Source organism: Sphaerotilus uruguayifluvii (assembly GCF_013294065.1).
GTDB classification, from domain to species: Bacteria; Pseudomonadota; Gammaproteobacteria; order Burkholderiales; family Burkholderiaceae_C; genus Sphaerotilus; species Sphaerotilus uruguayifluvii.
The window spans coordinates 53023-66452 of sequence record NZ_JABSNM010000022.1 but is presented as its reverse complement, the minus strand read 5'-3'; the positions used below and the strand labels follow the sequence as shown (position 1 = coordinate 66452).

Annotated in this window: 15 protein-coding genes; 14 read left to right on the top strand and 1 reads right to left on the bottom strand. The window is 68.4% G+C overall.

Going from position 1 to position 13430, the window contains the following annotated elements:
• Positions 1-164 precede the first annotated feature (164 nt).
• The 9 genes from cmr1 to HNQ01_RS19020 all read left to right on the top strand — a co-directional run bounded on the left by cmr1 (position 165) and on the right by HNQ01_RS19020 (position 8908).
• A complete protein-coding gene (gene cmr1, locus HNQ01_RS19060) occupies positions 165-1361 on the top strand; it encodes a type III-B CRISPR module RAMP protein Cmr1 (RefSeq protein WP_173807086.1) in 1197 nt (398 codons plus the stop codon).
• Positions 1358-3367, top strand: a complete 2010-nt coding sequence (gene cas10 / locus HNQ01_RS19055) for a type III-B CRISPR-associated protein Cas10/Cmr2 (protein WP_173807085.1) — start codon at positions 1358-1360, stop codon at positions 3365-3367. The genes cmr1 and cas10 overlap by 4 nt, the downstream gene beginning before the upstream one ends.
• Complete coding sequence (locus tag HNQ01_RS19050; protein WP_173807084.1) at positions 3364-4524, top strand: type III-B CRISPR module-associated protein Cmr3; 1161 nt, start codon at positions 3364-3366, stop codon at positions 4522-4524. The genes cas10 and HNQ01_RS19050 overlap by 4 nt, the downstream gene beginning before the upstream one ends.
• Before the next feature lie 52 nt (positions 4525-4576).
• Positions 4577-5470 (top strand): type III-B CRISPR module RAMP protein Cmr4, encoded by an 894-nt coding sequence (gene cmr4, locus HNQ01_RS19045; RefSeq protein WP_173807083.1) that lies wholly within the window; start codon positions 4577-4579, stop codon positions 5468-5470.
• 3 nt (positions 5471-5473) lie between these two features.
• A complete protein-coding gene (cmr5, locus tag HNQ01_RS19040; RefSeq protein WP_173807082.1) occupies positions 5474-5848 on the top strand; it encodes a type III-B CRISPR module-associated protein Cmr5 in 375 nt (124 codons plus the stop codon).
• A 17-nt stretch (positions 5849-5865) separates the two neighbouring features.
• A complete protein-coding gene (gene cmr6, locus HNQ01_RS19035) occupies positions 5866-7023 on the top strand; it encodes a type III-B CRISPR module RAMP protein Cmr6 (protein WP_173807081.1) in 1158 nt (385 codons plus the stop codon).
• Entirely contained in the window at positions 7020-8030 is a 1011-nt protein-coding gene (gene cas6, locus HNQ01_RS19030; RefSeq protein WP_173807080.1) for a CRISPR system precrRNA processing endoribonuclease RAMP protein Cas6, read from the top strand. Before cmr6 ends, cas6 begins: the two co-directional genes overlap by 4 nt.
• A 133-nt stretch (positions 8031-8163) precedes the next feature.
• Positions 8164-8589 carry a nucleotidyltransferase substrate binding protein gene (locus HNQ01_RS19025; protein ID WP_173807079.1) on the top strand — a complete coding sequence of 142 codons (426 nt, stop codon included), beginning with the start codon at positions 8164-8166 and terminating at the stop codon, positions 8587-8589.
• On the top strand, positions 8582-8908 hold the full coding sequence (locus HNQ01_RS19020; protein WP_173807078.1) for a nucleotidyltransferase family protein: 327 nt from the start codon (positions 8582-8584) through the stop codon (positions 8906-8908). Before HNQ01_RS19025 ends, HNQ01_RS19020 begins: the two co-directional genes overlap by 8 nt.
• Positions 8909-9038: 130 nt before the next feature.
• Here HNQ01_RS19020 and HNQ01_RS19015 read toward each other — a convergent pair whose 3' ends face one another.
• Positions 9039-9227 (bottom strand): hypothetical protein, encoded by a 189-nt coding sequence (locus HNQ01_RS19015; RefSeq protein WP_173807077.1) that lies wholly within the window; start codon positions 9225-9227, stop codon positions 9039-9041.
• Between the two features lie 133 nt (positions 9228-9360).
• On the opposite strand from HNQ01_RS19015, the gene HNQ01_RS19010 reads away from it, so the two are divergent.
• From HNQ01_RS19010 to cas2, 5 genes are read left to right on the top strand one after another with little or no spacing between them, the layout of a single operon-like run.
• Entirely contained in the window at positions 9361-10362 is a 1002-nt protein-coding gene (locus tag HNQ01_RS19010) for an ArdC family protein (RefSeq protein ID WP_173807076.1), read from the top strand.
• Between the two features lie 34 nt (positions 10363-10396).
• Positions 10397-10687 (top strand): CRISPR-associated endonuclease Cas2, encoded by a 291-nt coding sequence (locus HNQ01_RS19005; RefSeq protein WP_173807075.1) that lies wholly within the window; start codon positions 10397-10399, stop codon positions 10685-10687.
• 17 nt (positions 10688-10704) lie between these two features.
• Positions 10705-11787, top strand: a complete 1083-nt coding sequence (gene cas1, locus HNQ01_RS19000; protein ID WP_173807074.1) for a CRISPR-associated endonuclease Cas1 — start codon at positions 10705-10707, stop codon at positions 11785-11787.
• A complete protein-coding gene (locus HNQ01_RS18995; RefSeq protein WP_173807073.1) occupies positions 11784-12674 on the top strand; it encodes a CRISPR-associated endonuclease Cas1 in 891 nt (296 codons plus the stop codon). The genes cas1 and HNQ01_RS18995 overlap by 4 nt, the downstream gene beginning before the upstream one ends.
• A gap of 16 nt (positions 12675-12690) precedes the next feature.
• A complete protein-coding gene (gene cas2 / locus HNQ01_RS18990) occupies positions 12691-13035 on the top strand; it encodes a CRISPR-associated endonuclease Cas2 (protein ID WP_173807072.1) in 345 nt (114 codons plus the stop codon).
• The last annotated feature ends 395 nt before the right edge of the window (positions 13036-13430 follow it).

Sequence of the window (13430 nt, the reverse complement as noted above, 5' to 3'; positions counted from 1 at the left end):
TCGCTGGATCAAAGGCAATAATTGCCTGCTATTTCGTGAATTTGTTCCCGAAGTGAACATTCTTGGCGCGGCCTTCTCGGCACCTGGCGCCGGGAGAATCGACGCTCCGGAACCAGGGACGGCCAGACTGCGCAAGGCAGTCGCAGAACGAAGAAAAGAGTGAGATGAAGACACTGTGTGCCTCGTTCGAGATCGTCACGCCGATGTTTCTCGGCGGCAGCGATCAGCAGACCGCGCGCCTGCGCTCCTCCAGCCTCAAGGGCGCCCTGCGCTTCTGGTGGCGGGCGCTGAACTGGTCGCACCACGCGGCGCAGCATCCTGGCGACGAAGTCGCCGCCTTGCGGGCGCTGCATCACCAGGAAAGCGTGCTGTTCGGTCGCTCCGCCAGCGATGACCAAGGAGGGCAAGGCCGTTTCCTGATGCAGGTGGTCGACCGCACGCGTGCGGCGGTCGATCAGCCATTCGAGACTTCGTTCGACAACGGCATCCTGTACCTGCTCGGCATGGGCCTGGGCAGCTTCTCCGGCGGTAATCACTGCATCCGCAAGGCCCTGGACGCCCGGCCGGGCAACCACTTCGAACTGCGACTGATCTTCCACCCGCAGGCCGACGCCCGTCAGATCTCCTCGGTCATCGATGCGGTCAAGGCCTTCGGTCTGCTGGGGGCGTTGGGCAGCCGTGCGCGCCACGGCATGGGATCGGTCCGGTTGACGAGCATGAACAGCGCAGGGCTGGGCTTGCCGACCTGGACGGCACCCGACAGCCTGGTCTCCTACGGCCAGGCGCTGACTGAACTGCTCGCGCCGGCCCGCACCGCCACCGGACTGCCGCCGCTGAGTGCCTTCAGCACGAATGCGCGCATCGATCTCTCCCGACACGACAAGGAGGCCAACACGCTGCTGGCCTCCATCGGACGCGAACAGCAGGCCTGGCGCAGCTACGGCAAGGATGGCCTGGTCAACGGCAAAGACTCCGAGCGCAACTTCGCCGACGACCATGACCTGGTTCGCGAAGTGGCCAACGGCCGGGCGGCGAGCCGGGCGCCGCGCCGTGCCGTCTTCGGGCTGCCGCACAACTACTTCTTCTCGAGCGACAAGGCCAAGGTCGATGTCAATGTGATCTTGCCTGGTCAGGAAGAGGGACGGCGCGCCAGTCCGCTGCTGCTGCACGTGCACCGTGTCGGTGATCGCCATGTGGCGGTGCACATCCTGTTGAAGGCCCGCTTTCTGCCTGCGCAGGCGTCGGTGCAGATCAAGCCCGGCCGTGGCAGGCCCCAATCGGTCTCGCTCGAGCCGGACTGGCGCGTGCTGACCGACTTTCTCGACCGATTCAAACAGAACCCGGACTGGACTTCGCTGTGACCTCGCGCTATTTCCACTTCACGCTCGGCCCGGTGCAGGGCTTCGTGGCCCAGGCCCGGCGCACCCGCGACTTCTGGGCTGGCTCTTTCCTGCTGTCGTGGCTGGCTGGGGTCGCGATGAGCGAGGTGAGCCGCCAAGGCGGCAAGATCGAGTTTCCCTCTCCTCCGACCGGCTATCTCGACTGGATTCAGGGCCAGGGCCAGGGCCAGCCGCCACGCCAGGGGGCGATTCCCAACCGATTCAAGTCGGTGTGGGCTCGCGTGCCGGCCGACTTCGATGCCCCTAGGGTGGTCGAGACGGTGCGTGCAGCCTGGATGGCGCTGGCCGAGCAGGTCTGGCAGGGCGACCGGCTCGATGAAGTCGCCACCGCAGCCACACGAGACATCTGGCTGCGCCAGCACAGCGGCTTCTGGGACATGTCCTGGGTGCTGAGCGATGACGTGGCGGCGACCGCGCTGCTCGACCAGCGCAAGAACTGGCGCTCGCATGGCTTCGCGCAGCAGGAGTCCGGCATCAAGTGCATGGTGATGGAGGGCTGGCAGGAGCTTTCCGGGGCGACGCGCGCCGGCCAGGCGGCCTCGTCCTTCTGGCAGCGCCTGTGGGAGCGGCCGTTGCCGGGTCTGCAAACCGATCTGCGTGAAGGGGAGAAGCTGTGCGCGCTGGCCTATGTCAAGCGGCGCTTCACCCGGCATTTCGAGCGTCTGCAGATCGAACTGCCCGACGGTGGACTGAAGCTGAAAGGCTGGCGTCTGAGCCCGGGCATGCCCTCGGTCTCGTACATGGCCGCGGTCCACTGGCTCGAGGCGCTGCTGAAGACGGGAGACACCCCGGCGCTGGAAAAGCTGTTGCGCACCGCGCTCGACGTCTGTGATGACCAGAGCGAATGGGACACCCACATCGAGTGCCTGCGCCAGGCCGTTCCGCAGTGGCAGGGGCCCCAGCGACACCTGCTGGCACTCGACGGCAGCCTGTTCTTTCGCCATGTCCAGCAGGACCCCATGGCGGCCGGGCATGACCCGGCGCGCATGGCGCGCCTGGTCGAGGCCTTGCGCGATTTCCGTCGCGAGCATCCGCACCTGCCTGCCGCTCCCAGCCCGTTCTATGCCATCGTGCTGATGGACGGCGACTCGCTGGGCTCGCACATGAGCGACCTGAAGAAGCAGAAGACGATCTCGGAATCGCTGCTGCAGTTCACCGATGGTGTGCCGGAGATCGTGCAGCGACACAACGGCGTGCTGATCTACGCCGGCGGTGACGACGTACTCGCGCTGCTGCCGCTGGAAGATGCGCTCGGCTGCGCAGCCCGCATCCGTGCGCACTACCTGGCCTGCTTCCAGGGCACGGGCATTGCCACCACCATCTCGGCGGCCGTGACCTTCGCGCATGTCAAGACGCCGCTCGGACAGGTGCTGGCCGATCTGCATCCGCTGCTCGACGAGGTGGCCAAGGACGGCGCGGGACGTGACGCCTTGGCCGTGCAGGTCTGGAAGACCGGTGGTGGCGTGCTGCAATGGGCCCAGCCCTGGAAGATCGCGTTGAAGGAGGGGCAGCCCGACGGCGAACTCGAGATCGAGATGCTGGCACGCGACTTCGCCAGCGATGCGGCGACGGGCAAGTCCGGCCGCAGTGACGAAGACGGATCTGATCGCTACTCGGGCAAGTTCTTCTTCAAGATCGAGGAGCGTCTGGCCGTGCTCGACCCGGCGGCTCACCGCGGTCGGGCCCCGGTTCAGGCTGCCGCGCCGCTCGACCACGAGGCCTTGACCGATCTGCTGGCCGTTGACTACTGGCACAGCGCAAGCAACCGGCGCCACCTCACGCTGGAGCAGGCGCGCACCCGTATCGCGCCGTTGCTGCGGCAATGCCGCCCGCATGTGCGCCATTTCGGCAACGGCAAAGAAACCGATCCCCGGAACTGGCTGAAGGCCGATGCGGCCCTGCGGCCGGATGCAGCGCTGCTGGTGAGCTTTCTGGCCACCAAGGGCCTTGAAGGAGACAATCAATGATGGTCGCCGCGCCTGCGGCTGCGGAGCTCTGGCGCTTCGAGCCGCTCGACACCTGGTTTTTCCGTGAGTCCCGCCCGATGGACTCGGGCGGTGGCGCACAGCTGTCCAGCCAGTTTCCGCCACCGGTGCGCACGCTGGTGGGCGCGATCCGCACCACGCTGGGCGATGCCCTGCATGTGGACTGGTCCGCGTACCGCGACGATGCCGATCACCCGCTGCGTCGACTGATCGGCACGCCAGACAGTCCGGCACCCTTGTCTTTCGAGGGGCCCTTCCTGATGAAGGATGGCCAGCGGCTGTATCCGGCACCGCTGGTGACGATGCGCCACGAGCACGAAGGGCGGATGACGTTCACCCGGCTTGAACCCGCTGCCACCCCGGTGGACAGTGATCTGGGCCGAGTTCGTCTTCCGGTGATGCGTCAGGTCCTGCCGGGCGCACGTCCTCTCGAAGGCTTCTGGATGACGGCACAGGCCATGGCCGCGGTGCTGCGTGGTCAGGTCCCCGAAAAGAGCGGCTTGCTGTCGCAGAAAGACCTGTTCGACACCGAGCCTCGTCTGGGCATCGGGCTCGACGAACGGGCTCGGCGCCCCATCGACGGACTGCTCTATCAGACACGCCACCTTCGCCTGAAGCCCGGAATCTCCGCAGGCCTTGTCGTTCGAGGCCTTGATGCATCGCGCTGGCCGCAGACGCTGCTCGGACGCCAGGGACTGGTGCGGCTCGGTGGTGAGGGGCGACTTGCCGCCTGGCACCGCGATGCCGCCAGTGCGCTGCCGGAGATCGTGCCGAAGGCTGGATCACGACAGCTGATGGTGACGCTGCTTTCGCCGGCGCGTTTCGACAATGGCTGGTGCCCCGACGGCTTTGCCACCGTGTCTGCAGACGATGGCAGCATGGTCTGGCAAGGCGAACTGACCGGGTTGCCGGCCCGGCTGGTCTGCGCGGTGACCGGCAAGCCGGTGCGCGAAGGTGGCTGGGATCTGGCCCGCCAGCAATCGCGCGACCTGCAGGCCGCTGTGCCTGCAGGAAGCTGCTATTTCTTCGAGTTCGATTCAGCAGAGCAGGCCCGCGAGGCGGCTCGGCGAATTCCGGGGAGCTCGATCGGCCGAGACACGGCCTGGGGAGGCGGCCGGATGGCCGCAGGGCTGTGGTGACCGTGCGTCACCGCTGCTGATTGCTGATTCCAACGACTTCATCGATACCGACATGCATTTCGCCCTGCTTGGCCTGACGGCCGAAACCTCTCTGCATCCCGGCACTGGCCGGCGAACCGGCGTGATCGACCTGCCGATCATGCGTGAGGCCCATACCCACTGGCCCTGCATCTATGGATCGGCTGTCAAGGGTGCGATGCGCAGCCAGGCCCGCCGCATGGGCAAGGACTGGATCACCGATGTCTTCGGACCGGACACGGACCGCGCGCACGAACATGCCGGTGCGCTTGCCGTCGGCGACGCACGCTTGCTGCTGCTGCCGGTGCGCAGCCTCAGCAGTCACTTCAAGTGGGTCACATGCCCGGATCTGCTGCGTCGTGCAGCCAGCGATGCCCGCCGCCTTGGACTCAAGGCGATCGATCTCGGACCTGCCCACGCCAGGATCAAGGACGATCAGGTGCTGATGCCTGCGGCGAGCGGTGCCGCCCCCGCTCAGCAACTCTTCCTCGAGGAGTTCGGCTTCCAGATCCAGCGCACCGATCTCTCGGCGCTGCTGGGCTGGCTGTCGAGTTTCGGCAGTGAGCCGAAGGGGTTTGAAGAGTGGCTGAAGGATCAGCTGGCCATCGTTTCCGACGACATGTTTGCGCATCTGGCGACCCATGCCACGCCGGTGACCCCGCACATCGCCATCGAGCATGATCGCAAGGTCGTCAAGGACGGAGCGCTCTGGTACGAAGAGACGCTGCCGCCCGAGACGGTGCTGTACGTGACGCTGGCTGCGCATCCGAGCCGTCGCGCGGACAGCCGCTCAGGCAGTGATCTGGTGCTGCGTCAGACGCTCGAGCTCTTTCCGGCGGATCGTCCTTACCTCCAGGTCGGTGGCAACGAGACCGTGGGCATGGGCTGGTGCCGCGTGAGCACCGTGCAGTCCAATCTGGAGGGCTGAGCCATGCCGATCCAGACGCTGCAGCAGCAACGCGCGGCCCATGCCCTGGGTCAGGTCAAGTCATGGGTTCCGCTCAACGATGGGAAAAAGCTCAAGTCAAGGACCAGCGAACTGCCGTTCATGATTCATGCCAATGGGCTGGGACAGGCCGCCGCCTTTTTCCGCAGCAAGGGAAACAAGGACGGTTATGCCGTGGTGTTTGCCGGCCTGCAAAGCTGGCTGGTCTCCGCGGGGCGGCCCTTCGCCGGCAAGACCGATCTGATGCAGGCCATCGTGGACGCGGATCTGTACACCTACCGCTGCGCGCAGGCCGAGGCCATGGCCTACATGGACTGGGTGCGCAAGTTCGCCAGCGCCTATCTGGGCGAGCAGGCCTGAAGCGGGAGTCCAACACCATGTCTCGTCCGTTTTACGCGCACAGTGCCCGCCAGGCCAGTGCGCTCGATCCACGTTCGCTGACTCAGGCCAACGTCGGTCTGTGGTTCACTCGCTTCTATGACGGCTTCGATCCGACCCGGAACTGGGAGATCTCGAAGGACAGCAAGAAGTCCTTCATCGACAACACCGTGGCCTTGACCGCGCGGCAGACTGGAGTCGCCCGCGAGCGCGTGCAGGGCTTCGCTCGACGTCAGAAGATGCTGTGCGAGGCTCTGGGCGGCCAGTGCGTGACGCTCACGGCCGATGCGCCGCTGCTGACTGGATCGGGTCTGAGTCATCCGGTCGAGAACGGATTCACCTTCCATCCGACGCTGGGCCTGCCTTTTCTGCCGGCGGCGGGTGTCAAGGGTCTGCTGCGTGGATGGATCGAGGTCTGGGCGGGCCTGGAAGAAGCCGCTCGCCAGGAGCGCGTCGGCCAGTGGTTCGGCCGGGTCGATGGCCGGGATGGCCAGGTTCATGACGAATCCGGGCTGCTGATCTTCTTCGATGCAGTGCCGGCTGATCTGCCGCGTCTTGGCTGCGACATCCTGACGCCTCATATGGGAAAGTGGTACGAGAAGGGCGATACCCTGACCGCCGCGGAGCTGGCATCTGCCGGACCCGGAGACTGGCACAGCCCGGTGCCGTCGCCATTCCTGGTGGTCGAGCCAGGTGCTCGCTTCCAGTTCGGCATCGCGCCTCGCTGCACCGGGGAGGTGGGTCACGATGCCAAGGCACGTATCGCGGCGGCCGAAGCCCTGGCTGCGCTCCAGCAGGCGCTGGAATGGATCGGTGCGGGTGCCAAGACGGCCGCAGGCTATGGACGTCTGGTCGATCGTGAGGCCCGCCAGCGTCAGGCCGTGGCCGAGCAGATGGCAGCGGCAGGCATCCAGACCGGTCACACTGAATGGCCCCAGGCCGAGGCGACCTGGAACAAGGGCAAGGTCGAGCTCCGGGTCAGCCATCAGGGGCGTGCCTGTGTCCTGACGCAGCAGCCGGCCCGAGAGATGCGCAGCAAGCTATCCGCGGCTGATCTGAGTCGTTTGGACAAGGGCAAGCCTGTCAAGGTGCAGGCCCGTGTCGAGATCCAGGGCAACAATTGCCGACTGATCGACGTGGCCAGCCTGGCGGGATGATCCTGGTTCCGATGTCCTCCTCTCTGCCGTTGTTGCCGATCACCCGCTACCGTTTCACGGCGGTCTTCGAGACCGATCTGACGCTGCCCGACCATGCCGGTTCGCTGCTGCGTGGGGTGTTCGGGGCGGCTCTGCGGCGTGAGGCGTGCATGACCGGCCTGCCTGCGTGCGGCCGCTGTCCGCTGCTGCGCACCTGTCCGTATCCCTCGCTGTTCGAGATGCCGCCGCCACCGCTGGACGAATCGGCGCCGATTCGCCAGCGGTTCAGCCAGGTGCCCAACCCCTACGTCATCGAGCCGCCCCCGCCGGATGTACGTGAGCGGGTCGCCGGTGAGCCTCTGGTCTGGAACATGGTGCTGATCGGCGAGCCGGCCCTGTGCCAGCTGCCGCTGATCGTCCACGCCTGGCAGCGGGCCTTGCGCGACGGACTGGGGCCACGGCGCTGCGCCGGTGTGCTGATCGATGTCGAGGCCATGGATCTGCCCGAGGGGCCGCTTTCGGTGTTCGACCCCGAGACGGCTCAGGTTCGGCCTCACGCACCGATGCTGCGTCTGCCCACGCTGCCGGTTGCACCGGATGACACGGCATTGACCGTGCAGTTGCACCTGCTGACGCCGCTGCGACTGCAGCACCAGGGCCAGCCGCTCGGGCCAGACCGGCTCGATGTGCGCACGCTGCTCGGGCAGATGCTGCGCCGCACCACACTGATGATGGACCTTCATCTGGGTGTGCGTCCGGTGCCTTATGACGCGCCGGCCCTGCTGGCCCGGCTGTCCGACGTGCACGATGACCGCAGCGGCCTGCGCTGGCGCAAATGGTCGCGCTATTCCGCCCGTCAGCGACAGGAAATGAACCTGGGCGGCGTGACCGGCATCTGGACACTACACGGTGGCTCCAGCCTGCGTCCTTTCCTGCCCTGGCTCCACCTGGGCCAATGGCTGCACCTGGGCAAGAACGCCACGATGGGGCTGGGGGCCTACCGGCTCGAGGTCACCGAGGCGCACTGACCCGCGCTCGCCCCAGAAAAACGGCCCGCCGACCGACAAGGTCCGCGGGCCGTCCTGCGTCTGCAATTCCTTCCACTGTGCGGGTAGGACACACTGCGGGTCCAGAACGGGCTCAGTGCCTGAAGGAGTTCTCGTGACCGCCCTCGATCTCACCCCCCTGTCGCGCGCCCTGGCTTCGCTCCAGCGCGGCCTCGCCCGCTGGCAGGCCACGCCGGACGACGAGGAGCTGCGCGACGCCTGCATCCAGCGCTTCGAGTTCACCTTCGAGCTGAGCTGGAAGATGCTCAAGCGGCGGCTGGAGCTGGATCTGCCCAATGCGTCGGAGGTGGATGCGATGAGCTTTCGGGCGCTCATCCGGGCCGGGGCGGAGCAGGGGCTGATCGGCGAGGTCGCGCCGTGGTGGGTCTACCGCGACAAGCGCAACATCACCTCGCACACCTACGACGCCCGCAAGGCGGCCGAGGTCGCCGCCGTTCTGCCCGCCTTCGCGCTGGACGCGCAGGCGCTGCTGGCCGCCCTGCAGCAGCGTGGCGGCGACGAAGGGCAGGACGATGCCTGAGGCCGTGCCGCCGCCGATCCATCTGTCGCCGGCCGATCGGGATCTGCTGCTCGCGCTGCTGGCGCGGCACCTGCCCGGCGTGGCCGTCCGGGTCTTCGGTTCGCGTGTGGCGGGCTGGCCGGCCAGCCGGGGGGTCAAGCCGCACTCCGACCTGGACCTGGCCGTGGCGGGACAGCCGGCCGACCTGGCCCTGGCGTCTCTGCGTGCAGACTTGGAGGACAGCGATCTGCCCTGGCGGGTCGAGGTGTGCGTGCTCGATGAGCTGCCCGCTTCGCTGCAGGGTCTGATTGCCACGCATGGCGTGGTGCTGAATCCCTGATCGCCTCCTTGCCGTCGGCCCGCTGCCGGCGCGAGATCCCCGAGGCGCACTGACCCTGGCCCACCCAAGAAAAACGGCCCGCCGACCGACAAGGTCCGCGGGCCGTCCTGCGTCTGCAATCCCTTCAACATCAGGGAAGCCGGTCAGACGGCAGCCCGGAATCGACAAGATCTCCTTGTAGAGTCTCAATTCCTTCAACATCAGGGAAGCCGGTCAGACTCTGCGCTCGAAATTCGTCAATGCTGACAAGCACTTGCAAGGGCGCTTGAAGAAAAAACGGCGAGGCGAAAAGCTGACTGTCGGCGAGGTGCGTCTCCACGGGGGTTCGGTCTGAACCGGCGGGTCGCATTGTAGCGGCTCGTTCAGGCCCGGCAAGCTTGCCGCGCCCGGGCTCGGGGCCGGGCGGCGCGGATCATCAGCGCATTCGAAACGACACCCGCCCCGAGGCCACGATGTCTTCATCACGAATGAGCGAGATGTACCAGGAGGTGACCCGGCAGCTGGTCGCCGCGATGCGGGCCGGCACCGCCCCCTGGCAGCGCCCCTGGTCGGCGGAGCAGCGTGTCCTGCCCGCGCAGATCCCGCCCTTCAACCCGGTCACAGGCACCCGCTACCGCGGACTGAACCGGCTGAAGCTGACGCTGAGCTCGATCGGCCGGGACTGCCGCTGGCTCACCTCGCGACAGATCGAGAAGCACGGCCTGAGCCTGCGCCCGGGCAGCCAGCCCGAGCGCATCTTCTTCTGGCTGGGCTCGCCGGAGGACGATGAAGACCTGGCGCGCAGCCGCAAGCCCGGCGCATCCTCCGCCCCCGTCAAATGGCACACCGTCTACAACGGCAGCGACGTGCCGGGGCTCGACGACGTGCTGGGCACGGTCACGATCGAGCCCCCCGACTTCGACGTCAACCTGAACGTGGTGGCGGTGATGGCCGCCTCGGAAGCCGACATCATTCACGGCGGCAACCACGCCTGCTACTGCCCGCAGGAAGACCGGATCCGCCTGCCCTGGCGGCGGCAGTTCCACAGCGCGGCCGGCTACGCCTCGACCGCGCTGCACGAGCTGGCCCACTGGAGCGGCCACCCGTCGCGCCAGGCCCGCGACCTGAGCGGCCGCTTCGGCTCGCATGCCTACGCGCTCGAGGAACTGCGCGCCGAGATGGCCTCGGTCTTCGTCGCGGTCGAGCTGGGCGTCGGCCTGACGGCACAGCATGTCGCGCAGCACGCGGCCTACCTGGACAGCTGGTGCCGTGCGCTCGAGAGCGACGAGCGTGCGCTGCAGCGGGTCGCCACGGATGCGCAGAAGATCGCCGACCACCTGCTGAACCTGGCCCCGCACCGCGTGAAGCTGCCCGGGCGCGTCACCCCGGTGCGCCCGCCCAAGCGCAGCCGGCGCGCTGGCGGCCGCACGACCGGCAAGCTTGCCGCGCAGGCCGGCTCCCCCGCGATCGGGTGAGCATGAAGCCCTGCGAACCCCGGAGCCGTTCCCGATGAGCACCCCGACGCGTCACCTCTACCTGGCCGCCTACGACATCCGCGAGGACCGCCGGCGTGTCGCTGCGCTCAAGATGCTGCGCGGCTACGCCACCGGGGGTCAGAAATCGGTGCACGAGGTCTGGCTGACCGAGGCCGAGAAGCGCCGCATGCTCGACGAGATCGTCTGGCTCATCGACGACAGCACCGACCGGTTCTTCCTGCTGCGGCTGGACCCGCGCCAGCGCACGCTCACCCTCGGCGTGGGCGAGGCCCCGTCCGATCCTGACTTCTTCTACGTCGGCTGACCCGCCGCCACCCGCCCATGTCCACCCTCCTGCTCGACCGCTCGAACCTGGAAGTGCGCACCGACGGCGCCGCGCTGGCCCTCTACGAGGCCGGCGTGCGCCGGGGCTCGGTGCCGCTGAAGCTCATCGACCGCTGCGTCATCCACGGCCAGCAGACCCGCCTGGACAGCGGCGTGCTGCTGCGCCTGGCCGAGGCGGGGGCCAGCACGGTGCTGCTGAGCCCGCGCACCGGGCGCCGCGTGGCGATCGTGCTCGGCCCGGCCCACAACGAGGCCGCGGTGCGCCTGGCCCAGGCGCAGCGGGTCATGGATCCCGGCTGGTGTGTCGCCTGGGCACGGGCGGTGGTGCAGGCCAAGCTCGACCGGCAGGCCCGCACGCTGGCGCGCTGGCGGCAGGCCCGGCCGGATGCGCGCCAGGCCCTGACCCGCGCCGAGCGGGGCCTGGCCGCCGCGCGGACGGCGCTGGCCGCGCTCGATCCGGCCGCCGCGCCCGGCTTCGAGGCCCTGGCCACGCTGCGCGGCCTGGAAGGCCAGGCGGCCCGGGCGCACTTCGCCGGCCTGGCCGCGGTGCTGCCTCCGGCGCTGGGCTTTGCCGGACGCAACCGGCGCCCGCCCCGCGACCCGGTCAACGCCTGCCTGTCGCTCGGCTACACGCTGCTGCACGCCGAGGCGGTCAGCGCCACCCAGGCCGCCGGGCTCGATCCGCTGCTGGGCTTCTACCACCGTCCGGCCTTCGGTCGCGAGTCGCTGGCCAGCGACCTCATCGAGCCGCTGCGCGCCGAGGTCGACGCCTGGGTGGCGGCGCTGCTGCGCGACCGCACGCTGCGCGAGGACCACTTCACCCTGCCCGAGGCGCCCGGCGGCGCCTGCCTGCTCGGCAAGGCCGGCCGCCAGATCTTCTACGCCCGCTGGGCGGGAGAAGCGGTGCGCCCGCTGCGCCGCTGGCTGCGGTGGCGCAGTGCGGCCCTGGCGCGCGTGCTGCGTGCGCAGGGGCTGGCCGATCTGGCCCTGGGCGGCGCCGACAGCGGCCCGGACGACGACGAAGCCGGCGCCTGTGCTGTGCCGGGCGTCCTGGATGATCACGGAGACCTGCTGCCATGACCCGACCCCGAGATTCCGCCTCCCGCGACCCGGAGCGCCCCCGCTCACGCCGGCCCTCGGCCGTCCGGACGCCGGCGCGGGCCCCTGGCGCCCGCACGCTCTACCTGGCCTCGCTGCTGCCGACCCGCGTGAGTTCGACCGGCGAGGCCCTGGTCGTGCAGGTGCAGGGCGGCCAGCTCTCGCGCATTCCCATCGCCCGGGTGATGCGCATCGTCTGCGGCGATGCCGCGCAATGGAGCGGCGCGGCCCTGATGCTGTGCCAGCAGCACGGCGTCGTGATCAGCTGGGTCGACGGTGCCGGCACCGCCACCGGGCACCTGTGGTCGACCCGCCGGCGGGCCACCGATCTGGCCGAGGCGCTGTCCGCGGCCGCCGGCACCTGGCATCGCCGCGACGGCGAGCGCGCGTCCTGGCCGGCGACCTACGGCAACTGGCTGCGTCAGCGCCGCCTGGCCGTCCTCCAGGACTGGGCCGACGAGCGTCGGCAGGCCGATCAGCCTGTCGGTCGGGACGAGTGGGAGCAGGCCCGCCAGGCCTGGGTCTGTCGCGCCGAAGTCCCCGTGCGTCTGCCCGCACTGATGCGGGGCCTGGCCGCCGCCCGGGTGGCCGCCCATCTGTCCGACGACGGCATCGAGCCGCATTACTGGTGCGTCGCGGCGGATGCCGAGCCCGGCGCCCAGGATGCGGCGGTCATCGCGCTGGCCGAGGACCTGACCGAGCTGGTCTGGGCCAGGATGAACCTGTGTGCCGGCGCCCTGGCCGCCGCCGTCGAGCAGCCCCGCGACACGGTCACGCTCTTCGAGGCCTGGAGCGACACCTGCATCCGCACGCTGCAGGCCCATCTGGCCACCCTGAGGCCCCACCTGCTGCGCGAACTCGGCCTCTGAACAGGAGAACCTGACCATGAGCCTGCATGATCCCGTCCGCTGGGTCGTCTGCTACGACATCCGCGATGCGCGTCGCGGCCTGCGGGTGCTGCGCTTCATGAAGGATCAGGGCCTGCCGCTGCAGTACAGCGTCTTCGTCGTCGAGGCCTCGGCGGCCCGCATGCACCAGCTGCTGCGCGAGCTCGAAGCGCTGATCGCCCCGGGCGTCGACGACGTTCGCGCCTACCGCTGGCCCGAGCACGCCGAGGCCCACGAGTTCGGCTGCCCCCGGGTGCCTGACGGGATCGTGATCCGCTCCTGCGACCCTGCGCCACCGCTCACCCGCCCCAGGGCTCGTGTCGTGGCCATTCCGGTGGCCTGAACCGTGCGGCCAATGCCGGTCACAGGGCCGATCCCCCGCTACAATGCGCCCCGCCGGTTCAGACCGAACCCCCGTGGAGACGCACCTCGCCGACAGTCAGCTTTTCGCCTCGCCGTTTTTTCTTCAAGCACCCTTGCAAGTGCTTGTCAGCATTGACGAATTTCGAGCGCAGAGTCTGACCGGCTTCCCTGATGTTGAAGGGATTGAGACCGCCCACCCTCGCTGAGGTATATGGGGTTTATAGTCTGACCGGCTTCCCTGATGTTGAAGGGATTGAGACTGGTCTGGCTGGACGTGAGCGCGGCGATCGACCGTCTGACCGGCTTCCCTGATGTTGAAGGGATTGAGACTCTCCGGCGCAAAGACGGAGATGTAAATCAACGTCTGACCGGCTT